Origin of the sequence: Marinirhabdus gelatinilytica (assembly GCF_003353425.1) — a bacterium.
Classification (GTDB): Bacteria; Bacteroidota; Bacteroidia; order Flavobacteriales; family Flavobacteriaceae; genus Marinirhabdus; species Marinirhabdus gelatinilytica.
Genome location: NZ_QRAO01000003.1, coordinates 445,127 through 471,940 on the forward strand (window position 1 = coordinate 445,127; position 26,814 = coordinate 471,940).

Consider the following 26,814-nt stretch of genomic DNA (forward strand, 5'->3'; position numbering starts at 1 on the left):
GCCAGTTGCGTGATTTCTCTTCGCTATGGCATGTTCTAGATGACCTCGGCATACAAGTCGAAATCTTCAGCGGCAGTGATCTTTACATCAAAGAATTCGCCAGTGCGCAGATAGCCGTCTTCGGCATTTATGAGTACTTCATTATCTACATCGGGACTATCAAACTCGGTACGGCCCACGTAATAAGTGCCTTCTTTCCTATCGATGATCACTCGGAAGGTCTTCCCAATCTTTTCCTGGTTCAGCTCCCACGAAATTTGGCTCTGTATGTCCATTATCTCATTGGCACGTTGCATTTTCACTTCGTCGGGTACATCGTCCTCCAAATTGTAGGCGTGGGTGTTTTCCTCGTGTGAATAGGTAAAGCATCCCAAACGCTCAAAACGTTGCTCGATGACCCAGTTTTTAAGGATCTGGAAGTCTTCTTCAGTTTCCCCAGGGTATCCTACGATCAATGTGGTACGGATGGCCATTTCTGGCACTGCCTTTCTGAATTCCTCCAAAAGCTTCGTTGTTTTCTCATAGGTGGTCCCGCGACGCATGGACTTCAATATTTTTGTTGAAATATGCTGTAATGGAATATCAATATAATTACAAACCTTGGGTTCCCGTTCCATCACGTCCAGAACGTCCATGGGGAAGCCTGTTGGGAATGCATAGTGCAGGCGAATCCACTCTATTCCTTCCACATTTACCAAGTTTTCAAGAAGTTCTGCCAAGTTTCGTTTTTTGTACAAATCGAGACCATAATAAGTAAGGTCCTGAGCGATAAGGATTAGTTCCTTTACACCGTTTGCTGCTAGGTTTTTCGCTTCGGTGACCAAGTCTTCAATGGGTGTACTTCGGTGTTTCCCGCGCATAATAGGGATGGCACAAAACGAACACGGACGGTCACAGCCTTCGGCAATCTTTAGGTAGGCATAATTTTTTGGAGTGGTTGTTAAACGTTCACCTATGAGCTCGTGCTTGTAGTCTGCTCCCAAAGCCTTTAGCAATCCTGGCAATTCTGTTGTTCCAAAATATTGATCTACATTCGGGATTTCTTTTTGGAGATCTGGTTTGTAGCGTTCAGACAGACATCCCGTTACAAATACTTTATCTACAACACCCTCCTCCTTTTTTTGAACATACTCCAAGATAGTGTTCACACTCTCTTCCTTGGCATTGGCAATAAAGCCGCAGGTGTTTATCACTACAACATTACCTTCTTCCTCGTGCACCACTTCTTTATTGTTAGCACGCAGTTGGCCCATGAGCACTTCGCTGTCGTACACATTCTTGGAACAGCCCAAAGTGACTACGTTAATTTTGTTCTTTTTTAGTGTTTTGGTACGCATAGATATAAAGTACGAGGTACGATTTAAGAATTAGGATCTGCTTTGCTTTAAGCGGGTGCAAAGGTACGAAATACGATAATAGATAAACGCTTATGAAAGCATTATTAGTCTCGTCTAATCATCACAAAGATGAAACCATCAACAATTTTTGATGTAACGGACCAACATTTAAAAAATTTGCTAAAATAGTTGACAGTTACTGTTATACCAGTGTGCACTTGTGAAGATCACAATAGACAAGAATTCATATATTTTTTGGGAGTCATTGATTTCATAGATATCCCATCGCTTTCTTACTACTACCTTTATGATCAACTAATTTAAAGTAAATATCATGAGAAAAATTCTATTTTTATCGGCTATCCTATGTATTATTACTAGTGTCCAAGTACATTCACAAGGATTCGAATGTCCACCTGGAGCTTGGTGCCACCCTGATGGTTCGGGACTTGGTGGAGGTCCTTGGGAGTATGGTTTTATGGCTGGAATGACTGAAGCGGCAGACGCTGTTGGCAAGGCCAGTCAAGGCGATCCCTGCGGCGAAAAAAGTTATGCGGAACAAGTATACTGTTACCCAGCACAATGGCTTGCTGGAGTTATTGCCTGCGGTTATGGCGAAGACACACCCCAGCACACGATGTGTGATGAAGATGATTCGGGAGACACGTCAACCGAAAGCTTAACCAATAAGGAACGTGAGATCTTAAAAAAAGTAAAAAACAAGGCGGTTCACTTAAATCCTAATTTTAGGCCTGTATACATAACTGCTAAAAATTCGAAAAAGGCGCTGAAGGATTATTTGGCTAAAACGAAAAGAGGGCAGACAATCAAAAAATGGAAACAAGGGTACACGCTTACTTTAGCTTATAAATATTACACTTCAGAAGATAAAAAGGACTATACAGCTGTGTTCCATTTAAAAAACAAAAAAGGTAACGTGATCGCAAATCCTACGCTTTTCACAAAGAAAAACAAAGTCTACATTGCTGATATATTACACAAAAAATAGTAGGTGAAGCCATAACCAACCTACCGTGATGATATGTGATACATTGTATTGACCTTACATCTCCCTTCACAGGGAGATGTAATTTTATTTAAAGAATGAATCTACAAACTCAAATTTATTGAATACCTGTAGGTCTTCGATGCCTTCGCCCACGCCAATGTATTTTACGGGAATCTGGAACTGGTCGCTAATACCAATAACAACACCCCCCTTTGCGGTACCGTCCAGTTTTGTAACGGCAAGGCTTGTTACTTCGGTGGCTGCAGTAAATTGTTTGGCTTGCTCAAAGGCGTTCTGCCCTGTGGAGCCGTCCAACACCAACAAAACGTCATGAGGGGCATCGCCCACCACCTTTTGCATCACTCGTTTTACCTTGGTGAGCTCGTTCATTAAATTTACTTTGTTGTGCAAGCGTCCGGCGGTATCGATAATAACTACATCGGCATCTTGGTTTACGGCACTCTGTAGGGTATCGAATGCCACACTCGCGGGGTCACTGCCCATACTTTGTTTAACAATGGGGACATCGGTCCTATCTGCCCATACCTGTAGTTGGTCTATGGCGGCGGCACGGAAGGTATCGGCCGCACCCAGCACTACTTTTTTGCCCGCTTTTTTGAATTGGAAAGCCAACTTACCGATAGTAGTAGTCTTTCCCACTCCGTTTACACCCACGACCATAATCACGTGGGGCTTATTTTTTGAAGGAACCTCAAACTGGGTGGCGTTTCCGGTGTTGGTCTCGCTCAAGAGACCTGCGATCTCTTCACGGAGAATTTTGTTGAGTTCTTCGGTGCCAAGGTATTTATCCTCAGCGACACGTTTCTCAATTCGGTCTATAATCTTTAGGGTGGTGTTTACTCCCACGTCGCTGGATACGAGAACTTCCTCGAGGTTGTCCAAGACATCATCATCTACTTTGCTCTTACCGGCTACGGCCTTGGAAAGTTTATCGAAAAATGTGTTTTTGGATTTCTCCAGTCCCTTGTCCAGGGTTTCCTTTTTTTCTTTACTGAATATTTTTTTAAAGAAGCTCATCTTACGTTTAGTTTAATGTGTAGCGTACTATACCGTATACTGAAATTGCTCAATTCGTATTTGCATTGCGTGAGGGATAGCAGCGGCATCCCTCCAACTTGATTGGAGGATATAGCGGATAGCCCGGTCCCGTTTATAGCGGGAGCACGCCCAAACACGTATAAAAATACAAAAAGCCACCTTTGTAAAAAAGTGGCTTCGTATATCTTATACGGTTTGGTTTATTGCTTGTTCAACCAATCGTTTACTTGGTCTGGAGCCATGATAGACTCTACAAATACATAAGCGCCAGTCTTTGGAGACTTTACCATCTTGATGGCTTTAGTTAAACGCTTGGATCCTGTTTGTAATGATGCTACTGATTTCTTTGCCATGACTCAAATTTATTTTATCTCCTTGTGTACCGTCATTTTTTTGAGGATAGGGTTGAATTTCTTCAACTCCATACGGTCTGGAGTGTTTTTCTTGTTCTTTGTTGTGATATAGCGTGACGTTCCTGGTTGCCCGCTTTCTTTATGCTCGGTACATTCTAAGATTACCTGAACTCTGTTTCCTTTTTTTGCCATTGTACTGTGCTTTTATTAGCGTATGCCTACTTGTTCAAGAATCCTTTTTGGCGGGCTTCCTTTACTACAGCGTAGATACCTTTTTTGTTGATGTCCTTTAATGCAGAAGTGCACACCTTGAGTGTTAACCACTGGTCCTCTTCTGGGATGTAGAAACGCTTTTTAACGAGGTTTACGTTAAATTTACGTTTTGTCTTGTTCATCGCGTGGGATACGTTGTTCCCTACCATTGCTCTTTTGCCCGTAAGCTCACAAACTCTTGACATTACTGTATTGTTTATTAGTTATTTTTAAACAGGGTGCAAATTTAATTAAATTAATTGGTTTGAACAACAAAAGAAATTTAGTTTTTCAAAATTTCTTTAAGGAGCATTTCAAATGCCTTGTTCGTTGCCTTTTTAATGACCCGTTCCCGAAGGTTCCCAAAACTGAATTTTTCAGCAAAAACTCCCTTGGGCGATGCTATGGCAATGTACACCGTGCCCACCTCATCTGTAGCATCTCCCTTGGTTGGACCAGCGATTCCGGTAGTGGCCAGTGCATAATCCGATCCAAAAAGGCGAACACACTTTGTTGCCATGGCTTTGGCTACTTGTGCACTTACAACGGTATTTTTTTGTATGATGGTTTCATCAATTCCTAAAACAGTGACTTTTTGGTGTGTCTCGTAGGGAACCACGCTTCCTTTGAAGTAAACAGATGCACCCGGGACAGCAGTTATTTCTTGGGCGATGGCGCCTCCCGTGCAACTTTCGGCAAGACTTAGGGATTGGCTCTTGGATTGTAACAGGGCGCTTATTCGTTCTTGGATGTTGGTTTCGTCCTCGTATCCCACTGCTATATCCACCAGCAACTCATGGAGCGTATCCATTTGCGCTCCTACCGCTTTCTTAAGCTGTTCTTCGTTTGGACCTGTAGATGACAAACGCAACCTTACTCTTCCCAAAGAAGGTAGATAGGCCAGTTTTATATCGTTTGGCAATGCTTCTTCCCAGTCTTTTATGTGTTCTTGTATTTCGCTTTCGCCCTTTCCATAAGTGAGCAGGGTTTTATGGTAAATGTGGGGCCGGTTATATCTTTTCACTACCCGTGGGAGTACTTCTTGGGTGAGCAGGTATTTCATTTCATAGGGTACCCCGGGCATGGAGACAAATACCGTATTTTCTTTTTCCATCCACATTCCCGGGGCGGTGCCGTGGATATTGTTCAATATAGTTGCGGTGGATGGGACTAGTGCTTGAGAGAGATTGCTGGGCAAGGGCACCCTCTTGACATAGGTTTTAAAAATGTGCTTGATATTTTGTAGCACCTTTTCATTTTTTACCAATTTATCGTCCAGAAATTTACAGAACGTCTCCTTGGTTACATCGTCCTTTGTGGGGCCCAGTCCACCTGTGACTATAACAAGGTCTGCCCTGTTTTTTGCATCTTCAAGTGCTGTAAGTATGTGATGCTCCTCATCTTGTATAGAGGTGATCTGGAACACTTTTACCCCAATACCATTGAGGGTTTTACTAATAAAAGCCGAATTGGTATCTACAATCTGCCCTATTAGGATCTCGTCACCTATGGTGATAATTTCTGCTAGCATCTATAAATTGAAGTCTCTTTTCAACTCTGCAAGTACAGCATTTACAGTAGACACTACTTTGTTGACCGTATCCAATATTGCACTTACGCTTTTTGAAGTCTTGGTCCAAGACTCTATAGCGGTGATATCTTTTTCGAGGCCTAGACCGAACATCTCAAAGTTAGGTTTCATCTTGTGAGCAAACTGGTATGCCAGCTCTTTATTGTTGTTTTCTACGGCTTCTTCCATTGCTGCAAGGTCCGGAGGGATTTCATCCAGAAAAGTTTGAGCTACAACGGCCATAAAATCTTCATCACCGCCTGCAATTTCTTTTAGGTTTTCTACTGAATAGTGTGTGTCCATTTATTTTACTTTAATCGAAAAAGCTTGTTGCTCTTCCAAAAATCCTGTTAATACATCGTTAGGGGATACTTTACCTACTCCAGCAGGGGTTCCCGTGAAAATAACATCTCCAATCTTTAACGTAAAATATTGAGAGATATAGGAAATAAGGGCATCTATATTCCACAGCATTAGTGCTGTAGAGGCATTTTGCACGATCTTTCCATTTTTTTCCAACCTAAAGGTAAGGTCTTCGAGGTTTTTAAACGTGTTTTTTGGGAAAAAATTACCAATTACTGCGGCTCCATCAAAACCTTTTGCCTTTTCCCATGGCAATCCTTTGCTTTTTAATTGTTGCTGAAGATCTCGTGCAGTAAAATCGATACCCAGACCAATCTCATCGTAATACTTATGGGCAAATTTTTCTTGTATATGCTTTCCTATCTTCTTTATTTTCACCAAAACCTCAACCTCGTAGTGTATTTCTTCAGAAAAATCTGGAATGAAAAAAGGTTGTTTTTTCAATAGGATCGAGGTATCGGGCTTCATGAATAGCACTGGATCGCTAGGGCGCTCGTTTTCCAATTCTTTTATATGGTCGGCATAGTTTCGGCCAATACAGATGAGTTTCATAGAATAGCGGGTAGTTGGTAGAGGGTAGTAGCTAGGTGGTATTAAGATTTACAATTTGTTGTTCAGTTTTTGAAGTTTCAGTCTTGTTAGAATTTTCTTGGTGTACAACGGGAAGTCTGCGTTTAAGAGCCAACCAAAGTACCCTGGCTCCTGCTCCATCACTTCTTCGACCAATTTTCCCCTATGCTTTCCAAATGAGAACACCTCGCGGCCTTGCTTGTCGTAGCCAATGTACCCTGCAAAATCTACATAGTTTTTGTGTGCGCTGTATTTTGAGAGGAATTTAGTATCGTTCTCAAGATCGTCATACCTATCCAGTTGGGCTTTCAGTACTTCGTAAGTTGCATTGGTATCGGCCGCTGCACTATGGGCATCTACCAGTTCTTTATCGCAATAGAATTTATAGGCTGCCTCTAGGGTACGTTTCTCTTTCTTGTGGAAGATAGTCTGCACATCTACGGCGAGGTTTTTTTTGAGATCCAGGTCTATCTCGGCTCTCTCAAGCTCTTCGGCAAGCAAGGGAATATCGAACCTATTACTATTATATCCGGCCAAATCACTATCCTTTAACATCTCCTGTATCTTTGGTCCTAACTCTTTAAAAGTAGGTTCGTTTGCTACCATCTCGTCGCTTATTCCGTGAATTGCGGTAGTGGCGGGCGGGATGGGTATGGTGGGGTTTACCCGCCATGTATGGCTTTCCTTATTTCCGTTGGGAAAGACTTTTAAGATTGCAATTTCTACGATGCGGTCTTTGGCGACGTTGGTTCCCGTAGTTTCGAGGTCGAAAAAACAAATAGGTCTTGTAAGCTTTAATTCCATTGGTACAGTTTGTGCTACAAAGGTAGTAATTGTTATTTTTGTGATATGGCTAAAAGATTACTTTTTATCAGTATATTATTCGTCTCACTTGGCTCTTATGCACAGGGGTTGAAAGTGCTCATTACCGAAAAGAAAAAAGGCAAGCGCACCGTGCTTATGGCCGAAAACAAGACTGGCGACACACTGAATGTGTTCCTAATGGTAAATGCCACAGGGTACCGAAGAAGTGCCGACAAGCCCGTCTTAAAGGACATCCCGCCAGGCAAGAAAATACCTATGATCACCTTAATTGAAATAGCTGACCAAGAATCCAGCTATACGTATGATTTGATCGTGAACGAAGAACAGCGCAATGTGAACATTACACACGATAAGCAGGTTAAGGACATAGAAAAGAATATCAAGAACAGGCTGGTGCTATTTTCTACTGAAGACTGTGAACAATGTACCGCCCTTTCTGAAGCCCTTACCGAAAAAAGATTAGAGCACCGCGTGTTCAATATCAATGAGGACCCTGTGATATACCGACAGTTTATGGCTTTTATAGAGCGAAAATTAACCAATGAAACTAAAATACGGTTTCCTGTTATCTGGAACAGGACCGAAACTATTTTTGGGTATGAAGCGCTAGAGGATATCATCAACCTATTAGGTGATAAATAATAATAGCTTCTCCGACAAACACCAATACTTTCATTTTCAATAGATTAAGAAGTTTTTAACTACAATTCTGTTTGAATAACCGTATATTATTGATAATGAATCTTATATCCAGAAACATACTTGTACCATTGGTGTCAGTTCTTTTTATGACAGGATGCGAAAATAATTTACAGAGTAGTTATGTTTCAGCTGAAAAGAATACTGAAAAAACCATAACTGTTACAGCTACCGCATATAATTCAGTTGAACGACAAACAAAAAAAGGAAATCCTTCCTTGGCCGCATGGGGTGATATTCTTGTACCTGGTGAGCGCGCTATTGCTGTTTCCAGAGATCTTATAAAAAAGGGGTTGGACCACAACGAAGAGGTTGAAATTAAAGGAATGCCAGGAATTTATGTTGTGAAGGACAAAATGAACAAACGCTGGAAAAACAAAATAGATATCTATATGGGGTTGAACGAAAAAGCTGCCCGTAATTGGGGCAAAAGAACCGTAGAATTAATCTATAACCCCAAAAACAAAGAGGGTAAATTTGACAAACTCCAACAATCGTTATAGTTTTTACTGTAATGGCTGCTCGTTAATATGCTCCTAGAGAACAAATACTATACCTCCCTATTCACATCCCAAGCCTCCAGATAATCTGCTACAGCTTTTACAAACTGTCCGCCCAAAGCGCCATTTACCACACGGTGGTCGTAGCTATGGCTTAAGAACATTTTATAGCGAACGCCTATAAAATCGCCATCAGGGGTTTCTATTACGGCAGGCACCTTCCGTATGGCTCCCAAAGCTAAAATTCCAACCTGCGGCTGATTGATGATAGGTGTCCCCATAATGCTACCAAAGGTACCTACGTTGGTCACTGTATATGTTCCTCCCTGTATTTCATCCGGCTTCAACGCATTGTTTCTAGCACGGTTCGCAAGATCGTTTACAGCTTTACTCATGCCCACCAAGTTTAATTGGTCGGCATTTTTTATTACAGGAACAATCAAATTACCATCTGGCAGAGCAGCAGCCATTCCAAGATTAATATTTTTTCTTTTTATGATGGTATCGCCATCTACGGCAATGTTCATCATTGGATACTCCTTTAATGCTTTTGCAACGGCCTCCATAAATATTGGGGTAAACGTAAGGTTTTCGCCTTCTCGTTTTGCAAAACTGTCCTTCACTTTTTTACGCCAGTTCCATATATTGGTCACGTCGCACTCTACAAAACTCTGCACGTGGGCACTGGTTTGTACACTGGCTACCATGTGGTGCGAAATTAATTTACCCATACGGGTCATTTCAATAATCTCATCGCCACTATTTACCGAAACCGGAGCCGCCTTAGATGCAGCAGCTTTTGCAGTAGCAGGGTTTTTAGCCTCCACAGCAGTTTTAGGTGTACTATCCTGCTGGCTGCCTTTAGCCTCAGGTGTGCGGAGCGGAGCGGAAGTACGGTTCTCCAAATACGAAATCATATCGTTTTTGGTCACCCGTCCATCTTTTCCGGTACCTTGGATCGCGTCCAGTTCAGCTTGCGAGACACCTTCTTCCTTAGCCATATTTTTTACCAACGGAGAGTAAAAACGATCGCTCGTACTTTCTATGGACACTTGGGTAGTTTCTTTTGCAGCGGTTATAGTCTCTTCAACGGCAGCAACAGTTTTGGGCTCCGGGGCCGTCATTTCTGTATCACTTGCCTTAGTAGTTTCTGTGGTAGTTGCTTCACCTTCAATCTCAATAATGGCTATGGTTTGTCCTACTTGGACCACGTCGTCCACATCAAACAATTTTTCTTTTAAAACACCATCTACCTCGCTGGGCACTTCGCTATCTACTTTATCGGTAGCTATTTCCAGCACCGCTTCGTCGGCTTCAATGGTGTCTCCCACATCTTTTAGCCAGTTGGTAAGGGTAGCTTCTGCTACACTTTCGCCCATTTTAGGTAGTTTCAGTTCAAATGTTGCCATTACAAATTGTTCTATTTTTTACGAGTGCAAAATTAATCAAAATTTACGGCTTTGTGATTTCATTTTGGGGAAATTTGTTAAAACTGAACCACGCCTCCCTTGTCGTCGCTCTGGTCGCTCCCAATGATGAACGAGCAACCCGGCGGACGGATACGAAACTGATTGCCCAAATTTCTATACTGCCTCATTACGTTGAAGATTTGCGTATATGGAATGTAATCTGCATCAAAAACCACTAATGTTTCTTGTACACTACCGTCCTGAAAAATACTTTTTGAGACTGATTTTAAAGGTTGTTCCACCACTGCCGAAAGCCCCTTGAGCATTGCCAAGTTGTCCGTAATAACAATGGCTCGGGAAGGTGTGGGTGTCCCTTTTTTTCCTTCTGCTATATTTTTGGTTTTTAGTAATTTTGCAGTCCACACCCCTGTCTTGACCGAAAGGTCCAGCAATAGGTTGGAGTTAAAATGCTTTTTGTAAAAAATTTGCATCGCCCCATAGAAACGTTGTAGATACGCAGCATCTTTTTGGGTACTCTCTCCTTTATAATGCAAAGTCTCAGCGGTACCCAGATAGTAATTTTTATACCCAGCCTGGGTAATTTTATAGGACAGGTCTATATCTTCCCCGTACATAAAATAGTCTTCATCAAAACCATTTACCTCATTGTAAATGCTCTTTTTCATAAACATAAATGCCCCTACCAAAACCTCTACCTCTCCTTCGTTTTCTTCGGAAATATGAGTAGCATAGTATTTTTTTGTAAACCCTATCAATTTTAGGAAAGAGGCTTTTGGGGTGGGTAGGTTCCGTTTGCTTTCGGGCAGGAAATTTCCGGTCCCGTCCAACATATACACCCCTAAAGCACCAAGGTCAGGCAATTTTTCTGCCTTTTGTATACACCTAACAAAAGTATCCTCGGCCACTGCCGTATCTGGGTTCAGGATACAAATAAATTCGCCTTTTGCAACTGAGACTGCTTGGTTGTTTGCCTTGCTGAATCCTACATTCTCTTTATTTTCAATCAAGATAACACTAGGAAAGTCCCGCTTTACCATTTCACAACTATGGTCTGCCGAAGCATTGTCTATCACAATAATTTCTGCCTCAAGGTTTCCTATAGCCCTTTGTGCACTTATGATACACTGCCTAAGAAAATAGGCAACGTTGTAATTAAGGATGATTACGGAAAGTTTCACCGGCGATTAATTTTTTAAGGAATTTTCAAAAGGCACCCTGTGCAGTATGCTTCTACCCAAGGTTACCTCATCTGCATATTCCAGCTCGTCTCCTACCGAAATTCCCCTGGCAATGGTAGTCGTAGTAATATCGTACTCTTCAATTTGCTTAAAAATGTAGAAATTTGTGGTGTCGCCTTCCATCGTGGAACTAAGGGCAAAGATCAATTCTTCTACCGTTCCCTCCTTTACTTTTTCTACTAAAGATTGAATAGTCAATTCTCCAGGGCCAATTCCGTCCATGGGAGATATCTTTCCCCCCAGAACATGGTAGTGCCCTTTGTATTGACTGGTATTCTCGATTGCCATTACATCACGAACATCTTCCACAACACAAACTATTTTTTCATTTCGGTTGGGATTGGCGCAAATCTCACACAGTTGGGTATCTGAAATATTATGACAACTTTTACAAAAATTGATTTCCTCCCTCATTTTTTGGAGGCTTTCGGCAAGTAGGGCTGTTTGTTGCCCGGGTTGGCGCAACAAATGCAGCACCAGTCGTAAAGCCGTACGCTTCCCAATGCCAGGGAGTTGGGACATTTCGTTAACGGCATTTTCCAATAATTTTGAGGAGAATTCCATGGGATGTGAAGATAAAAAAAATGCTTTAGAAATGGGTTGTCATTTCTAAAGCATTCACAATACATTTATACTGTGTTATTTCACTATCAATTTCTTCGTGGCCGTTCCTTTTTCAGAATTGAACCGAACATAATACACCCCAGGCTGTAACTTAGAAATGTCTAGGGTAGCTCCCAAGGTAATTTGTTTGTCCTTTTCCAAATGCACCAGTTTACCCAATGCGTCATAAATTCGTATAGAACTCGTAAAAGGCGCTGAAGTGGCAATACTCACTATATTTGAAGCTGGATTTGGGTAGAGCGATATGGTTTCTGAAAGTACCGTCTCCCCTATCCCCAATGGGTTGGCATCTGCCGTGGGAGATACCCATAATCCACGCCCATAGCTACCTGCGTAGATATGGTTTGTTTCAGTATTTATTTCCAGTTCGTTAATAATCACGTTGGGAAGATTGTTGCTGAAAGGTTGCCATTCCGCAATGCCCCTATCTATATAATAAATGCCATAGTCCATCCCCACATACAATCCATCTGAACCATTATCATGCCATACTACGGTCAATGCACTAAAATCAGGGAGATTGTACCTGTAGTTTTCCCAGGACTCTCCACCGTCTTCAGAAACGAGCACTTTAAAATTCCCTGTAGTGGCCACAGCAATTTTGTTAGGGTTGGTAGGGTGAATGGCTATTTCGTTAATAGTACCTCCAGGACTGGTTACTTGTTCCCAGTTTGTTGCACCGCCATCGTTTGTTTTGTACATTAAAAAACCCCTACTGGCATACATGATCTGGTTGTTCGAGCTAGCAATTTTCAAGTGGTCCAGATTAGCTCCAAAGTTCTGGGAGATTGCGTTCCAGGAATTCCCTTTATTGGTAGACTTGTACACTCTTTGATAACCAGCATATATAGTGTTGGTTTCTGTTGGGTCTTGCTCGAAAGGCGTTACCCAATTACCACTGGAGGGGTTATTTAATCCCATTAGCGTGTTTGCAGCATCGTCTGTCCTGTACATACCGCCAAACTGTATCATCCCATACATAACATTGGTATCATCTTTGTCCACGAAGCCTTCCATACCATCTGCTCCAATCCAGTCTATCCATCCCGAGGCATCACTGAAATAGGAACTTCCGTTATCTTGGCTTCCACCTGTGATAACAGTACTGACTGTTTGGGAAATACCTATTTTGTAAAATTGCCTAATGCCTATCCCTTCGGTGATATCTTCATAATAATCTGCATTGATGTTTGCGGTGTCTTCAGCTTTATAGATTCCACCGTCTGAACCAACAAAAAGAGTGTTGCCATTAAAGAGCATGATATCCACATCGGCATGGCAATAACCAATGTTTGCATTTACTGCGGCCCCTGGCACCCAGTCTGCCGTGCAAGAAAAGGTAATGCCCGCATCGGTAGAGCGCCACGTTAGGATACCTGCTATGTGAACTTCGTCAGCATCGTTGGGATTAACTGCAATATCCATATCCCGTGGTGCCTGTCCGCCCGGTTCAAAGCCTGCGGTATCGTAGCCAAAATAGTTTCGGCCCGTATGGATTCTTTCCATAAAAGTAGTTCCGCTATCATCTGAAATATAAAATCCATTGAACGAGCCACCATCTGCCGCAATCACATACACTCGGTTTGCGTTATCTGGCGAGACGCCAATCATCTTTGGACCAAAATTGAATCCAGCTATTGTATTGAAATTTGCTCCACCATCTGTAGAGACATGAAAATCTACCCCACTGGCGTATACCGTGTTAGGATCACCGGGTTTAAATTCTATGTCGTAGGCATTGGTGTCTATGCCCAGATTGGACCAAGTTGCTCCAGCATCAGTAGAGCGATAGATACCGGCGTTTTGTGAGCAGGCGAACATAATGCTGTTATTTGTTGGATGGATTACAATCTTGTTGATGAGCGAGTTGCTCATATCTGCCAATTGGCTCCACGTAGCGCCCCCATCGATAGATTTGAAAACAAGCCCACTTGAGGAGCCGAAATAATACGTGTCGCTATCCAATGGATCGATAGCAACCGAATACACTGTTAGATTTGTAAAGGTATCCCCTAATGGTTGCCAGGTCTCACCGCCATCCAAGGTTTTCCAAACTCCGCCAGTGTTTGCGCCAATTATAATGTGATCTGCATTATTTTGGTCTATGGCAATCCCTGTTACCCTCCCTACTCCGGGGTTCCAACTTGTGGTGCCATTTTTGTATCGTGGCCCCATTTCCTGCCAGTTATCGTTTAAGGACTGGCGGTTCTGGGAAGTTTCATTTAAATACTGGTTGTATCGTTGTAACTCAGAAAGATTTTCAGTGATTGTAGATACATATCCGTTCTCATTCTGGAGGCGCGTTGCCATATATTCCCAGCGCTTAAACTGTTTATAACCACTTCCGCGGCCTTTATCTTTTCCTTCAAAATAGTTTTCGGCTTCTTGGATTATCTCTGCAACGGGAAAGGTTCCGGCATCTATCATTTCTAAATATTGCTGTGCATACAATGTTATATTGCCCAGCACCAAAAGGAACGTAAAGAGGATTTGCTTCTTTTTCATAAACAGATACTTAGTTGACTTATATTCAAACGGTTTCAAATGTATTAAAAAATAAAATGTTTGGGAGTTCAAACTTTGTATTTTTACATCCACCCTTAAAGTCTTATTCATTATGCAACCCTTACACATATTACTCTTGATTGGAGGTTATTTTGGAGTTTTATTGCTCATTTCATTTCTCACGAACAAAGGCGGCAGTAATTCAGATTTTTTTAAGGCAGGGAAACAATCGCCATGGTATCTGGTGGCATTTGGAATGATTGGCGCCTCGTTGAGCGGGGTTACCTTTATTTCGGTGCCGGGAAATGTGGAGGCAGATAGTTTCAGTTATTTTCAAGTAGTCTTGGGATATACCGTTGGGTATGCTGTGATTGGCTTAGTGCTACTTCCATTGTATTATAGGCTTAACCTTACGTCTATCTATACTTACCTGGAAGGAAGGTTTGGGGTTGCCTCCTATAAAACCGGCGCCTCGTTTTTTTTACTTTCAAGGATCGTTGGGGCGAGTTTCAGATTGTATTTGGTGGCGATAGTGCTCCAGGATTTGGTTTTTGACAAAATGCCCTTTTTTGGCCAGCAAGGTGTTCCCTTCTGGGTCACGGTGACCATTACCATATTGCTCATCTGGCTATACACCTTTAAAAGTGGTATTAAAACCATTGTATGGACGGACACCCTGCAGACACTGTTCATGCTCTTGGCATTGGGGGTTGGCATCTATTATGTATCAGAGGGCCTAGGGATTGCAGGAGGCAACATTATAAACACCCTTGCTGAAAGCGATATGTCGCAGATTTTCTTTTTTGAAGATTACAAGAGCGGGCAGTACTTTTTTAAGCAATTTATAAGCGGTGCCTTTATAGCTATTGTTATGACAGGGCTGGACCAGGATATGATGCAAAAGAACCTTACCTGCCGAAACTTGAAAGATGCACAGAAAAACATGTTCTGGTTCACCGTAGTACTTACTATTGTAAATATAATTTTCTTGGGCTTAGGTTTACTGCTAACGCTCTACGCACAGCAAAACGGAATTGATGCAGTTAAGGATAAATTATTCTCTACCATCGCAGTAGATTCTGGTTTGGGTATGGGCCTTGCCATATTTTTTCTGCTGGGACTCATTGCAGCAGCCTACAGTAGTGCGGATAGTGCATTGACTTCTCTCACAACCTCGTTCAGTATAGATATTTTGGGGATTGAGAAGAAAAAAAGCCCTGCAGAACAGATCAAGATTCGGAAACGCGTACACATAGTGATGTCCCTGGTGCTCATTTTTGTGATTATATTTTTCAACTATGTGATAGGGGATGCTTCGGTAATCGTGAAACTGTTTGTTTTTGCAGGATATACGTACGGACCTTTATTGGGGCTGTATGCTTTTGGGCTTTTCAGCAAATGGAGCGTGAAGGATAGATGGGTACCGCTCATAGCCATAGCCACACCCTTTGTGGGTTATGCCATTAGCTATGCAAGTCTGGAATGGTTTAATTTTGAATTCGGTTTCTTTATATTGATCCTTAATGGATTATTAACCTTTCTTGGACTAGTACTGGTTCGTGCTAAGGAGCACTAATGTACAGGCCACCTCTACTTCAACCCTCTCGCTACGAAGCAGTTCGTAGAATTCAGGATTCTCGGTCCCAGGGTTAAAAACAACACGTTTCGGTTTGAGTGAAATTATATAATTATAATATTCCTCTTGTCTTTTAGGGTTTAAATATAAGGTTACGGTGTGTATGTTTTCAAAAGGAATTTTCTCTGCAGCAATCTCTACCCCAGCTACAACACCTTTGCGCAACCCTATGGCCTCAACCTCAACATTATAGGCTGCCAGTCTTTGTATGGCTATGTTAGAATACCTGTTGGGTTTTAGGCTTGCACCCACTACTAGTGTTTTTTTCATCTGTATATAAAATTTGATAAGGTGGAAAATGGAATGCCCAAACATTTATTTTTGGTGTGCTTGCGATATGTTGATGGGCATTTCATAACGCTAAATTTCAAGATAATTTTTCAGCTATTTTAATCAAGAAACCCAAAAGTGTGTTAAAATTGAAATGTGCTGTAACAATAGCAAACTCCTTCCGTCTATATAATAGAAATATTTCAAGTTTTTGTTGTGAAAATTTTTACGTTGATGGTTAGTGTTAATAATAGCAGCAAAAACGAAAACCCAGGGTTCTAGACTCTGGGTTTTTATTTAAGAAATGTTACTAAAAAGTTAATTATAGCAAATCATTGAAACTTTTGATATTTCAACAAGTCTTATAAAATATAAAGCCTAACAGTTTATAAATTATTTGAATTAGCCTTTAAAAAATTTACTATATGTAGGCAAAAACCTCCCGAAGCTATTTGGGAGGTTTTTTTAATATACCCTGTAAAGGGTATTTTTTTGAAGCTATACGCTGTGTACTTTTGAAACTTAGATAATTGACTAAAATCTGAGGAGTTTTAGTTTTTTTGTTAAAGAGCCGTGTTTGGGGAAACGCGGCTCTTTTCTTTTCCGGAATACTATTTAGTGTCCAAGTTAAAGGTAGCTAGATATCCTTACTTGGGTAAGCAAATAACAAAGCACCAAAGCTACCACCGTATAATTGCACTCCCCCAGGTAAAACCACTACCAAAAGCAGCCAATACCACTAGGTCCCCTTTTTTTATCTTACCCTGCTCCCAAGCTTCAGACAGTGCAATGGGGATAGAGGCCGCAGTGGTGTTTCCATATTTTTGGATATTGTTGAACACTTGGTCGTCACTCAACCGCATCTTTTTCTGTATAAATTGAGAGATACGCAAATTGGCCTGGTGCGGGATAAGCATATCGATGTCCGAAGCCTGCAGCTTGTTCGCCTCCAGCCCTTCGTTTATTACTTCGGCAAAGCGTACCACGGCGTGCTTGAACACAAACTGGCCATTCATATACGGATAATAGGGAATATCCTCCTGTGGATTCTCAGCAATGATCTCTGGCACCCAATGGTTGGTGCTGGGCCCTTGCAATGCTAGCTCATCTTTATGTTTACCTTGAGAATGTAAGTGCGTGGAAAGTATGCCGCCCTCCCCTTCATTTCTTGATACTACTGCAGCTCCTGCCCCATCGCCAAAAATCACCGAGACTCCTCTTCCACGTGTGGTAAAATCTAGTCCGCCACTATGGTTCTCTGAACCAATTACGAGGACGTTTTTATACATCCCGGTTTTTATAAATTGGTCTGCCACAGAAATAGCATACACAAACCCGCTACACTGGTTACGCACATCCAAGGCAGGAATAGTACGCATTCCCATAAGCTCCTGTACCTGCACTCCCCCTCCAGGGAAATACATATCTGGGCTCAGCGTCGCAAACACGATCATATTTATATCCTTGGGCGACAGGCTGGCACGCTCCAGAGCGATTGTTGCAGCCTTCACTCCCATTATCGAAGTAGAATTTCCATCGCCTTTTTTAATGTGACGACGCTCCTTGATCCCCGTTCGCTCTTGGATCCACGCATCGTTGGTGTCCATTAATTTAGAAAGATCCTCGTTGGTGACCACATTTTCCGGAACATAATGCCCAAGGCCACTAATTTTTGATGTAAACATAGGTCTATTGAAATAACTTGGGAAAGATACCTATTTAAAGGTTTGAACCGAAATTTTCTGAAATTTGTTGTTATGCACGCATAGTAAGTTTGTCGCCCCCTCTTACCCTAATTTCCTAAAGCTTCTTAGTTGCCATTCCCGTTTCTGTTTCACTGTGAAAATGCGTATCTTGACTGAAAATTTATGCATCATGAAAAAACTCACCACTTTAATCGTGTTCCTACTGTTGGGAACATCATTTCTTGCTCAGGAAACCACTGGTTACCAGCAACCCCCAAAGGAAATTTTAGACCTAGTAGATGCTCCCTTGGCACCCTCGGTATTAATGGACGATGCTGCTGAAAATGTTGTGCTGCTATACCGCGATCGCTATAAAAGCATACAGGAACTTTCAGAAATTGAGCTACGCTTGGGTGGACTCCGGATAAATCCCAAGACCAACATAGGGAGCCGTACCAATTATTACAACAATATAGAGGTTAAGAAAGCTTCAGCCAAAGAAGGGAAACAGGTTGCGGGACTACCACAAAACCCTCGCCTGTCTGGTTTCTCATGGTCGCCCAACCAGAAGATGATCGCTTTCCTGAATACTTCTACCGAAGGTGTTGCGGTGTGGATTTTGGATATTGAAAATGCAACCGTAAAAAAAATCACGCCACCCAACGTAAATGCAAACTTGCGCGACGCCATTAACTGGTTTAAGGATAGTAATGCGCTCCTGGTAAAGATGCTCCCCGATAGCAGAAAAGAACTCATAAATACCGCCGAAGCAGTCCCCACGGGTCCAACCATCTCTGTAAGCGATGGTGCCAAAGCGCAGAACAGAACCTATCAAGATCTCTTGAAGAACCCAAATGACGAAGCCAATTTTGAGCAATTGGCACTTTCAGAAATAAAAAAGGTGACCATTGGCGGGATGGTTGCAGACTTTTTACCAAAGGGCATGTACCGCAGTATCAGTTTTTCGCCAGATGGGGAATATGTACTCGTTTCAGAAATACAAAAACCGTTCTCCTATTTGGTACCCTATTACAGATTTCCGTATACAGAAACGGTATATTCAAAAACTGGAAATGAAGTGCACCTGGTGAACAATGTCCCTTTGGACGAGGTGAGACCAAAAGGTTTTATGGCAACCCGAACAGGAAAACGAAATATGTCATGGCGTGACGACAAACCCGCTACATTGTATTACGTAGAGGCACAAGATGGTGGTGACCCAGAGAACAAGGTGGGGTATCGTGATATTGTATACCAACTGGAAGCTCCATTTACGGGAAGAGGCATCCAGATCACCAAGACCAAAAATCGGTTTTCAGGAATTACCTGGGGTAACGAGACCACTGCCATTGCGTATGATTATTGGTGGAATGACCGGAACACCAAAACCTATCTTTTCAATCCGCAGGACCCTGGAGCAGAAGCGAAAATAGTTAGCGACCGAAATTACCAGGACCGGTACAGCGATCCAGGGAATTTTGTGACCAAGCGCAACCAGTATAACCGATATGTGCTTTCTATGGATAAAGGAACAGCCTATTTAATGGGGGCAGGCTATTCTGAAGAGGGACAATTCCCGTTTATAGATGAATTTGACCTACAATCACAAAACACCAAAAGGATCTATCAATCGTCCTATACCGACAAAAAAGAGACGCTTGTGGACGCTGTAGATTTGAGCAAGGGGAAAGTTTTGGTGCGTATTGAATCGCCCAATGAGTATCCAAATTATTATTTCAGAAATATTAAAAAGAAAGAGAGTTTAAGCCCCGTTACCTCTTTTGAAAACCCTTACAAGAGCTTACAGAACGTACATAAAGAAGTAATAACCTACAAGCGGGATGACGGACTGGAACTACAGGGAACCCTGTATCTTCCCGTAGGCTATGACAAAAGCAAAAAAGAGAAAATGCCCATGATTCTCTGGGCGTATCCACGAGAATTTAAGGACAAGAACAGTGCTTCACAAAACACTACAAACCCCAACGAGTTTATATATCCTTACTATGGAAGTCCCATTTATTGGGTTACCCGCGGGTATGTAGTACTGGATGATGCTGCCTTCCCTATTGTAGGAGAGGGAGATGAAGAGCCTAACGATACCTTCAGGGAACAGTTAGTAGGTAATGCCAAAGCGGCCATAGATGCTGTAGATGCACTTGGCTACATAGATAGGGATCGAGTTGCGGTAGGCGGCCACAGCTATGGTGCTTTTATGGTTGCAAACCTTTTGAGCCACAGCGACCTGTTTGCCGCAGGAATTGCCAGAAGTGGTGCATATAACCGTACATTAACCCCTTTTGGTTTCCAAAGTGAGCAGCGTAGCTATTGGGACTCGCCAGATACCTATTACACGATGTCACCCTTTATGCATGCCGATAAGATGAAAACTCCACTATTATTGATCCACGGTGAAGCAGATAACAATTCGGGTACGTATCCGTTGCAAAGTGAACGTTACTTTAATGCCCTTAAAGGACTGGGAGCTCCGGCAAGATTGGTAATGCTACCAAAGGAAAGTCATGGGTATAGAGCCAAAGAAAGTATTTTGCATCTCTTGTGGGAGCAAGACACTTGGCTGGAAGACTACGTTAAGAACAAGAGTGAGAACAGTCTTAAAACTACATCAGAAATAAAGAAATAAAAATAATGAAAGGGAAGCCGTAAAGCTTCCCTTTCTTAAAACAACCTAACCAATAAATAATAGAAAGTTACTCTTTTTCATAGCAATTCTATTATCCCATTTTGATTACCATAAAGATACGATTTTGTTTAAGTTAACTATAATTGATTTAAACAAAAAATTGTTAAAGTTTTGATGTTGAATACTCTTTATATTGATTGATCACTACATCTGCTCCAAGATCGTTCAATAGATTATAGAGACCGAAAAAAGTTCTGTTGATGTACAGAAAATGTTTGGAGCCTCTATTTCCGTTCATTTTACGTAATTCGGGGTCTTTTGAATATTTGTCGCTCATTTCAGCTATTTTCCCGAAGAAGTTTTTATCACTAAAATCAAATCGCTCGTGATGGAACGGTTGTGTGAACAAACTGAGCATCTCGTGAAACAATTCTGAAAAAAACTCGGTCTCAGCTTCAGAATCACTTGCTTTCAAGATTTCCAGCTGGTAGAGCTTCTCCAAGAAAATATTTGGGTTGTCTATATTTTCTGGTACCGCAAGCTCAAAATAAGGTGTATAAAATTCTTCAGGCACTTCTTTTATGCATCCAAAGTCTATGGCGATTAATGTTCCTTCTTCCGATACCAAAAAGTTTCCAGGGTGAGGATCTGCGTGAACTTTCTTGAGGACATGCATCTGGTACATATAAAAATCCCACAATGCCTGTCCAAGTTTGTTCGCCTTCTCAGGATCTTGGTTACTCTTGGTGAATTCTGAAAGGTGCTGCCCTTCCATCCAATCCATCGTAATTATTTTTTCGTTGGAGAGATCTTGGTAATACTCCGGAAAAGTTAAATTGGGAATATGTGCGCAAGATTCAGTAATTTGTTTGCTTTGTTGAACCTCTAATATATAATCGGTTTCCTCGATTAACTTTCCTTCAACTTCCTTAAAATATTTCTCGCTGTCCCTTCCCTTGATATTGAACATTTTCATGGCAACTGGCTTTACCAATGCCAAGTCACTACTTATACTCTCCGCAACCCCTGGGTACTGGATTTTCACAGCTAGTTTTTTTTGGTCTTTATAAGCTTCGTGTACTTGGCCAATGCTAGCAGCAGCAACAGATTGTGCATTAAAATCATCGTACAATTTATCTGGTGACATGCCAAAATACCTCAAAAATGTCCTTCGAACCAAAGGAGCGGACAAAGGTGGGACCGAGAATTGCGCCAATGAGAATTTTTCTACGTAGGCCTTGGGCATAATGTTTTTTTCCATACTCAACATTTGAGCTACCTTGAGTGCAGATCCTTTCAGGTTCTTGAGACCATCGTAAATATCGGCAGCATTTTCTTGGTTGAGCTTATCCTTGCTAGTGGTGCCATCTACCAATTTCTCACCATAATACTTCAAATAATTACCACCAACTTTAACACCTGTCTTTACCAGCTGTGTAGCTCGTGATATTTTTCCCGTGGGTATGCTGTCTAGTGTTTTCAAATAAAAAGTGGATTAAAATATAATTGCAATATTGAGTTGTTTAACTGTTTGAGGTTTGCGGTTGATGGCCGAAACGTTCCTTCCACAAATATTTCCCGAAATCCAGCACACTTTCCAAGGGCGTTGTTTGAAAGACGTCGAAAACCGCACGAACCGATTTCTCGATGACCACATCTGTCTTCTCGAAATTCGGAGAATTATCTTCCATCCAATATTTCAGGATAAACAATGTTTGCAACCAAGCTCCTTCAGAAAATACGGAAACGGGTTGTTTTAATATTTCCAACTGTTTTTCCTCGTTGCCCTCCTCGATCAAGCTCCCCGAAAATTCCTTTACCCTAAGTCGCAGCCCTTTTAACTGGCGAAGGTTTTTCATCATATCCTGTTTCTCCTTTAAAGCAAAGAGCACATAGCTCCTATTGGCCGTGAGCATTTCAAAAAAGGTAAAAAAGAAAGTAAGCATCTTCTCTTTGTTGCTGAATTGCCCATACCCCTTATTTTGGTGCGCCAATTTCATGGAATGGTCAAAAAAGCTGTTCCAGATTTCTTGTTGTAAACCCTCAAAGCTTCCAAAGTTCTTATAAAACTCCGCCTCTGTGGTGTTTTGTTCCTTACAAAATTTATAAACGCTTTTGGGCAGTCGCTCATTCTCTAGGACATATTCCATATAACCAGCTATGATAGTATCCCTGGCTGTCCTTTTTTTTGAAGTAGTTGTTTTTTTCGCACTCATATCACTCTGTTTTATCAAACAGAAAATCAATCATTTATGACTTTCTAATATGTGCAAAGATACAATTTGTTTAACCAAATTTAATTATCATTAAACAAAATGTTGTGTTAAAAATTGTGTCTTGAGGTTGTATCGAAAAAAACTTCCCATTTCTTTTTCGAGACGTAACTTTTCCTGTCGCAAGTTTGTGACAACCTGTCAGCAATACAACTGTGGTATTTTCTTTGCCATTCATGGGTAGATTAACATTTCAGCAAAACAAAAAACATACAATATGAGTACAGGAACTATAAACGTAGCGGTAGAGAATATCTTTCCGCTCATCAAGAAGTTTTTATACAGTGACCACGAGATATTTCTTCGTGAGTTGATCAGCAACGCCACAGATGCCACGCTCAAGCTTAAGCACCTTACCAACATTGGAGAGGCAAAAGTGGAATACGGCAACCCCGTCATTGAGGTGAAACTGGACAAGGAGAAAAAGCAGCTCCATATTATAGACCAGGGGATTGGAATGACAAAAGAAGAGGTTGAGAAATACATCAACGAGATTGCTTTCTCGGGAGCCGAGGAGTTTATTGAGAAGTACAAGGACAAGCAAGGCGAAGAGGCTGGAATCATTGGTCATTTTGGTCTTGGGTTCTATTCCGCCTTTATGGTGGCAGATAAAGTTGAAATCATCACCAAGAGTTACAAGGATGAGCCAGCAGCGCACTGGACCTGTGACGGATCGCCCAATTACACGCTTGAGGAAGCTGACAAGACCGAGAGAGGTACCGAAATCATCCTACATATTGCCGATGACGAAACCGAATTTTTGGAAAAGAGCAAGATTAGCGAGTTGCTGAGCAAGTACAACAAGTTTATGCCCATCCCCATTAAGTTTGGCACAAAAACAGAAACCCTTCCCAAGCCAGAAGATGCAAAAGAAGAAGACCCTGCACCTACGCAAGAGGTGGATAATTTTATAAACAATCCCAACCCAGCGTGGACAAAGCAGCCTACCGATTTAAAAGAAGAGGACTACAAGAGTTTTTATAGAGAACTGTATCCAATGCAGTTTGAGGAGCCATTGTTCAATATCCACTTAAACGTGGATTATCCGTTCAATCTTACGGGGATTCTATATTTCCCAAAGATGACCAACGATATGAACATCCAGAAGGATAAAATCCAACTCTACCAAAATCAGGTGTTCGTTACAGATAATGTAGAGGGCATTGTTCCAGAATTCTTAACAATGCTTCGCGGTGTTATAGATTCGCCGGACATTCCGTTAAACGTTTCCAGAAGTTACTTGCAGGCAGATGGAGCCGTAAAGAAAATTTCAAGCTATATTACCCGTAAGGTGGCAGATAAGTTGAAATCGCTCTTTAACGATAACCGTGAGGATTTCGAAAAGAAATGGGACGACATCAAGATTGTTATTGAATATGGTATGTTGACCGAAGATAAATTCTTCGAGAAAGCACAGAAATTTATGCTTTTCCCAACAGTAGATGGCAACTACTTTACGTTTGATGAGTTGAAAGAAAAAGTTTCAGCAAACCAAACCGATAAGGACGACAAATTGGTATTGCTGTACGCTTCAAACAAAGAAGAACAACACAGTTATATCGAAACTGCCAAGGAAAAGGGCTACGAGGTATTGTTACTGGATTCTCCAATTATTTCACACTTGATCCAGAAACTTGAGTCTGAAAAAGAAAACGTAACCTTTGCCCGTGTAGATGGAGACCATATAGATAACCTGATCAAGAAAGACGAGAATACCGTTTCAAAACTTACCGATGAAGAACAAGAAACTTTAAAAACGTTTTTTACTGAAACCATCCCTTCCGATACGTTTACGGTGCAGCTAGAAGCCATGGACAGTAACGCAAACCCATTTACCATTACCGAGCCAGAATTCATGCGACGCATGAAAGAAATGCAACAAACCGGCGGCGGAGGCATGTTTGGGATGGGAAATATGCCAGAGATGTACAACCTTATCGTGAACACCAATCACGAACTGGTAAGTGAAATACTGAACACCAAGACCCAAAAGAAAAAGGAACGTTTAACGACCCAAGCGTTGGATTTGGCAAAATTGAGCAAAGGTTTGCTGAAGGGTGAGCAAATGACCCAATTTATTAAACGTAGCTATGAGATGATTAAATAGCTAAAAAGCAAATAATCATATAAAAATCCGCTTATAACTTAATTAAGCGGATTTTTTTATTGCAAGAAATTGGTTTTTCACTTTTACACTGTTTACTGTCCATTTCGGGTAATTTCCAATATATATAGTTTGAGAATGCTACAATTCACGACTTGAAGAGTACGTTGATGAACAACAAGAATCTATAGAGACAACTAAGAAGACCATATACATCTCATAACAGGCCTCTGGATTGTATATTGTTCAGATAGTAGCCAAGAATGGAAGAATTGTAAAGTGCTTGATAAGTATTAAAAAAGGAAGACTTCTATTTAAATCGGCCTCAAATTTGGGGCTTTTTTTTTATCGATATTAAAAGTGTTACATCGATTTACGTTGTGAGTTGTTTACATTTTTCTTAGCTTTACTTTAATTAATCTTTAACAAATAATGTATATGAAAAATTTATTACTCAAATTATTCGTACTTATTGGAATATTCGTTTGGACCACCACGTCCTACGGCCAATTTGTGACGGAAACCGTCTGTACCACAACCACCGTGATGCCAGCAGATGGTGAAGTATTTACCGATCCAACCGATGGAGTTACGGGTGGCCCTGGTGGTGACTGTACCACTACAAGTAGTGGTGACCCTGGAGATTACCCAAATTCAAACTGTGTTACTGTCACTACACTTTCAGCGCCTCCTGGCAGCCAAATATCAGTAACATTTACTTCTTTTCGGGTAAATGGAAGTTTTGATTGGTTGTCTATTTTTGATGGTGATTCCGCTGTTACCGCTACAAATGGTGGGGGTACTGCTACAAATCCATCGTCTCCTGATCCAGAATTATGGAGAAGTACCTCAGATGGAGATGAATTGATAGATATGACCAATGCAGGTATGACCACATTTACCTCAACAAACGGTTCTTTAACTTTTGCATTCCGCACAAGTTCAGTGGTTCAAACATGCGGATGGGAAGCAACTATAGCTATTATTGGAGGCCCCGGTGGAGGCGGTGGCGATATTACTGAATGTGGTAATGCTCCTGAACCTATCCCAGCTACGGGAACATCCGGATTAATGACCCCATCTGTTGCTTCTGTAACAGGAACAGGGAACATTGGTACAGATTACAGTATTGACAATGTAACCATTAATCTAGACCATACCTTCGCTGCTGATGTAGAAATGGTATTGGTATCTCCAACGGGAACTAGATTGGCACTTTGTACTGATAATGGTGGCTCTTCAGCATTTGACACTGCTGTGGATCTAGTTTTTACAGATGCATCAGCAAATAATATTACCGATCTAGACTTTGGAGATCCTGTTGAAGCCGATTATCGAGCCGAAGGCGGAGCAAATGCGTTTCCAGTAGGCTTTGGCGATGGTCCTGGAGAAGATATGAATACTGTTTTTTCCGGTGAATCAATAACTGGAGACTGGACACTAGAAATTAATGATGATGCTGGAGGAGACTCTGGAAACTTAAATAGTTTTTGTATTAACTTAGTAGACCTAACCGCACCAGGTCCAGACGATCCTATTATTGTTTGCCCTAGCGATGTAATGTCAAACAGTGACCCAGGAGAGTGTGGTGCCGTAGTAAACTTTGCTACACCAGGTGCAATTGATCCAAATGGTGGTACCGTAACGGTAACCCAGACCATGGGACCTGCATCAGGATCGCTATTTCCAATTGGTGACACCATTGTGGAGTTCACCGCGACCAATGACGAGGCTCCTAACGAAACATCTACCTGCCAGTTCACAGTAACAGTAGTGGATAACGAGGCACCTACGATTACCTGCCCAGCAGACATTACACAGACCAACGACCCTGGAGTTTGTGGAGCCAACATTACGGTACCAATGCC

At 41.6% G+C, this 26,814-nt stretch carries 24 protein-coding genes; 7 read left to right on the forward strand and 17 right to left on the reverse strand.

The window, feature by feature from the left end; genetic code table 11:
- Positions 1–35: 35 nt before the first annotated feature.
- On the reverse strand, positions 36–1,337 hold the full coding sequence (gene rimO / locus C8D94_RS11090; RefSeq protein WP_115124004.1) for a 30S ribosomal protein S12 methylthiotransferase RimO: 1,302 nt from the start codon (positions 1,335–1,337) through the stop codon (positions 36–38).
- A 334-nt stretch (positions 1,338–1,671) separates the two neighbouring features.
- On the opposite strand from rimO, the gene C8D94_RS11095 reads away from it, so the two are divergent.
- On the forward strand, positions 1,672–2,346 hold the full coding sequence (locus tag C8D94_RS11095) for a hypothetical protein (protein WP_115124005.1): 675 nt from the start codon (positions 1,672–1,674) through the stop codon (positions 2,344–2,346).
- A gap of 84 nt (positions 2,347–2,430) precedes the next feature.
- Here the strand turns inward: C8D94_RS11095 and ftsY are convergent, their stop codons facing one another.
- From ftsY to C8D94_RS11135, 8 genes are all read right to left on the reverse strand, one after another.
- Entirely contained in the window at positions 2,431–3,384 is a 954-nt protein-coding gene (gene ftsY / locus C8D94_RS11100) for a signal recognition particle-docking protein FtsY (RefSeq protein ID WP_115124006.1), read from the reverse strand.
- A 221-nt stretch (positions 3,385–3,605) separates the two neighbouring features.
- Positions 3,606–3,758 carry a DUF4295 domain-containing protein gene (locus C8D94_RS11105; protein WP_115124007.1) on the reverse strand — a complete coding sequence of 51 codons (153 nt, stop codon included), beginning with the start codon at positions 3,756–3,758 and terminating at the stop codon, positions 3,606–3,608.
- A gap of 9 nt (positions 3,759–3,767) precedes the next feature.
- Positions 3,768–3,950, reverse strand: coding sequence for a 50S ribosomal protein L33 (gene rpmG / locus C8D94_RS11110; protein WP_081211513.1), 183 nt, complete (start codon positions 3,948–3,950; stop codon positions 3,768–3,770).
- A 26-nt stretch (positions 3,951–3,976) separates the two neighbouring features.
- Entirely contained in the window at positions 3,977–4,216 is a 240-nt protein-coding gene (rpmB, locus tag C8D94_RS11115; protein ID WP_115124008.1) for a 50S ribosomal protein L28, read from the reverse strand.
- 77 nt (positions 4,217–4,293) lie between these two features.
- Entirely contained in the window at positions 4,294–5,541 is a 1,248-nt protein-coding gene (locus C8D94_RS11120; protein WP_115124009.1) for a competence/damage-inducible protein A, read from the reverse strand.
- Positions 5,542–5,883, reverse strand: a complete 342-nt coding sequence (locus C8D94_RS11125; RefSeq protein ID WP_115124010.1) for an Hpt domain-containing protein — start codon at positions 5,881–5,883, stop codon at positions 5,542–5,544. It lies immediately after the preceding gene.
- Positions 5,884–6,495: a fumarylacetoacetate hydrolase family protein gene (locus C8D94_RS11130; RefSeq protein WP_115124011.1), complete on the reverse strand. Its 612-nt coding sequence runs from the start codon at positions 6,493–6,495 to the stop codon at positions 5,884–5,886. It abuts the gene before it with no gap.
- Between the two features lie 48 nt (positions 6,496–6,543).
- On the reverse strand, positions 6,544–7,317 hold the full coding sequence (locus C8D94_RS11135) for a 3'-5' exonuclease (RefSeq protein WP_115124012.1): 774 nt from the start codon (positions 7,315–7,317) through the stop codon (positions 6,544–6,546).
- Positions 7,318–7,362: 45 nt separating this feature from the next.
- Between C8D94_RS11135 and C8D94_RS11140 the strand changes: the two genes are divergently transcribed.
- Complete coding sequence (locus tag C8D94_RS11140; RefSeq protein WP_115124013.1) at positions 7,363–7,980, forward strand: glutaredoxin family protein; 618 nt, start codon at positions 7,363–7,365, stop codon at positions 7,978–7,980.
- A 146-nt stretch (positions 7,981–8,126) separates the two neighbouring features.
- Positions 8,127–8,540, forward strand: coding sequence for a 3D domain-containing protein (locus C8D94_RS11145; protein ID WP_211308914.1), 414 nt, complete (start codon positions 8,127–8,129; stop codon positions 8,538–8,540).
- A 47-nt stretch (positions 8,541–8,587) separates the two neighbouring features.
- On the opposite strand, the gene C8D94_RS11150 is transcribed toward C8D94_RS11145, so the two are convergent.
- The 4 genes from C8D94_RS11150 to C8D94_RS11165 form a co-directional block, all read right to left on the reverse strand.
- Entirely contained in the window at positions 8,588–9,946 is a 1,359-nt protein-coding gene (locus C8D94_RS11150; protein WP_115124015.1) for a dihydrolipoamide acetyltransferase family protein, read from the reverse strand.
- 77 nt (positions 9,947–10,023) lie between these two features.
- Positions 10,024–11,145 carry a glycosyltransferase family 2 protein gene (locus C8D94_RS11155; protein WP_115124016.1) on the reverse strand — a complete coding sequence of 374 codons (1,122 nt, stop codon included), beginning with the start codon at positions 11,143–11,145 and terminating at the stop codon, positions 10,024–10,026.
- Between the two features lie 6 nt (positions 11,146–11,151).
- Positions 11,152–11,769: a recombination mediator RecR gene (gene recR, locus C8D94_RS11160; protein WP_115124017.1), complete on the reverse strand. Its 618-nt coding sequence runs from the start codon at positions 11,767–11,769 to the stop codon at positions 11,152–11,154.
- A gap of 75 nt (positions 11,770–11,844) precedes the next feature.
- Positions 11,845–14,334: a T9SS type A sorting domain-containing protein gene (locus tag C8D94_RS11165; RefSeq protein WP_170134764.1), complete on the reverse strand. Its 2,490-nt coding sequence runs from the start codon at positions 14,332–14,334 to the stop codon at positions 11,845–11,847.
- Positions 14,335–14,446: 112 nt separating this feature from the next.
- On the opposite strand from C8D94_RS11165, the gene C8D94_RS11170 reads away from it, so the two are divergent.
- Positions 14,447–15,910 (forward strand): sodium:solute symporter, encoded by a 1,464-nt coding sequence (locus tag C8D94_RS11170; protein ID WP_115124019.1) that lies wholly within the window; start codon positions 14,447–14,449, stop codon positions 15,908–15,910.
- Here the strand turns inward: C8D94_RS11170 and C8D94_RS11175 are convergent.
- Together C8D94_RS11175 and C8D94_RS11180 are read right to left on the reverse strand one after the other, a co-directional pair.
- Entirely contained in the window at positions 15,881–16,240 is a 360-nt protein-coding gene (locus C8D94_RS11175) for a CoA-binding protein (protein WP_115124020.1), read from the reverse strand. The genes C8D94_RS11170 and C8D94_RS11175 overlap by 30 nt on opposite strands.
- A 680-nt stretch (positions 16,241–16,920) precedes the next feature.
- The gene (locus tag C8D94_RS11180) at positions 16,921–17,925 is read right to left on the reverse strand and encodes a 3-oxoacyl-ACP synthase III family protein (RefSeq protein ID WP_115124021.1); all 1,005 of its coding nucleotides are present in this window, start codon (positions 17,923–17,925) and stop codon (positions 16,921–16,923) included.
- 190 nt (positions 17,926–18,115) lie between these two features.
- On the opposite strand from C8D94_RS11180, the gene C8D94_RS11185 reads away from it, so the two are divergent.
- On the forward strand, positions 18,116–20,569 hold the full coding sequence (locus C8D94_RS11185) for an alpha/beta hydrolase family protein (protein WP_115124022.1): 2,454 nt from the start codon (positions 18,116–18,118) through the stop codon (positions 20,567–20,569).
- A gap of 163 nt (positions 20,570–20,732) precedes the next feature.
- On the opposite strand, the gene C8D94_RS11190 is transcribed toward C8D94_RS11185, so the two are convergent.
- Both C8D94_RS11190 and C8D94_RS11195 read right to left on the reverse strand, forming a co-directional pair.
- Complete coding sequence (locus tag C8D94_RS11190) at positions 20,733–22,052, reverse strand: ABC1 kinase family protein (protein WP_115124023.1); 1,320 nt, start codon at positions 22,050–22,052, stop codon at positions 20,733–20,735.
- 40 nt (positions 22,053–22,092) lie between these two features.
- Positions 22,093–22,785, reverse strand: a complete 693-nt coding sequence (locus tag C8D94_RS11195; RefSeq protein ID WP_115124055.1) for a TetR family transcriptional regulator C-terminal domain-containing protein — start codon at positions 22,783–22,785, stop codon at positions 22,093–22,095.
- Between the two features lie 274 nt (positions 22,786–23,059).
- Between C8D94_RS11195 and htpG the strand changes: the two genes are divergently transcribed.
- Positions 23,060–24,949, forward strand: coding sequence for a molecular chaperone HtpG (gene htpG / locus C8D94_RS11200; RefSeq protein WP_115124024.1), 1,890 nt, complete (start codon positions 23,060–23,062; stop codon positions 24,947–24,949).
- 435 nt (positions 24,950–25,384) lie between these two features.
- Positions 25,385–26,814 (forward strand): proprotein convertase P-domain-containing protein (locus C8D94_RS11205; protein WP_115124025.1); only part of this gene is annotated, 1,430 nt, incomplete at its 3' end.

Bases quoted from the DNA above. Each gene is read 5' to 3' on its own strand.
- rimO (WP_115124004.1), bottom strand. From the start codon at position 1,337: ATGCGTACCAAAACACTAAAAAAGAACAAAATTAACGTAGTCACTTTG.
- C8D94_RS11095 (WP_115124005.1), top strand. From the start codon at position 1,672: ATGAGAAAAATTCTATTTTTATCGGCTATCCTATGTATTATTACTAGT.
- ftsY (WP_115124006.1), bottom strand. From the start codon at position 3,384: ATGAGCTTCTTTAAAAAAATATTCAGTAAAGAAAAAAAGGAAACCCTG.
- C8D94_RS11105 (WP_115124007.1), bottom strand. From the start codon at position 3,758: ATGGCAAAGAAATCAGTAGCATCATTACAAACAGGATCCAAGCGTTTA.
- rpmG (WP_081211513.1), bottom strand. From the start codon at position 3,950: ATGGCAAAAAAAGGAAACAGAGTTCAGGTAATCTTAGAATGTACCGAG.
- rpmB (WP_115124008.1), bottom strand. From the start codon at position 4,216: ATGTCAAGAGTTTGTGAGCTTACGGGCAAAAGAGCAATGGTAGGGAAC.
- C8D94_RS11120 (WP_115124009.1), bottom strand. From the start codon at position 5,541: ATGCTAGCAGAAATTATCACCATAGGTGACGAGATCCTAATAGGGCAG.
- C8D94_RS11125 (WP_115124010.1), bottom strand. From the start codon at position 5,883: ATGGACACACACTATTCAGTAGAAAACCTAAAAGAAATTGCAGGCGGT.
- C8D94_RS11130 (WP_115124011.1), bottom strand. From the start codon at position 6,495: ATGAAACTCATCTGTATTGGCCGAAACTATGCCGACCATATAAAAGAA.
- C8D94_RS11135 (WP_115124012.1), bottom strand. From the start codon at position 7,317: ATGGAATTAAAGCTTACAAGACCTATTTGTTTTTTCGACCTCGAAACT.
- C8D94_RS11140 (WP_115124013.1), top strand. From the start codon at position 7,363: ATGGCTAAAAGATTACTTTTTATCAGTATATTATTCGTCTCACTTGGC.
- C8D94_RS11145 (WP_211308914.1), top strand. From the start codon at position 8,127: ATGACAGGATGCGAAAATAATTTACAGAGTAGTTATGTTTCAGCTGAA.
- C8D94_RS11150 (WP_115124015.1), bottom strand. From the start codon at position 9,946: ATGGCAACATTTGAACTGAAACTACCTAAAATGGGCGAAAGTGTAGCA.
- recR (WP_115124017.1), bottom strand. From the start codon at position 11,769: ATGGAATTCTCCTCAAAATTATTGGAAAATGCCGTTAACGAAATGTCC.
- C8D94_RS11165 (WP_170134764.1), bottom strand. From the start codon at position 14,334: ATGAAAAAGAAGCAAATCCTCTTTACGTTCCTTTTGGTGCTGGGCAAT.
- C8D94_RS11170 (WP_115124019.1), top strand. From the start codon at position 14,447: ATGCAACCCTTACACATATTACTCTTGATTGGAGGTTATTTTGGAGTT.
- C8D94_RS11175 (WP_115124020.1), bottom strand. From the start codon at position 16,240: ATGAAAAAAACACTAGTAGTGGGTGCAAGCCTAAAACCCAACAGGTAT.
- C8D94_RS11180 (WP_115124021.1), bottom strand. From the start codon at position 17,925: ATGTTTACATCAAAAATTAGTGGCCTTGGGCATTATGTTCCGGAAAAT.
- C8D94_RS11185 (WP_115124022.1), top strand. From the start codon at position 18,116: ATGAAAAAACTCACCACTTTAATCGTGTTCCTACTGTTGGGAACATCA.
- C8D94_RS11195 (WP_115124055.1), bottom strand. From the start codon at position 22,785: ATGAGTGCGAAAAAAACAACTACTTCAAAAAAAAGGACAGCCAGGGAT.
- htpG (WP_115124024.1), top strand. From the start codon at position 23,060: ATGAGTACAGGAACTATAAACGTAGCGGTAGAGAATATCTTTCCGCTC.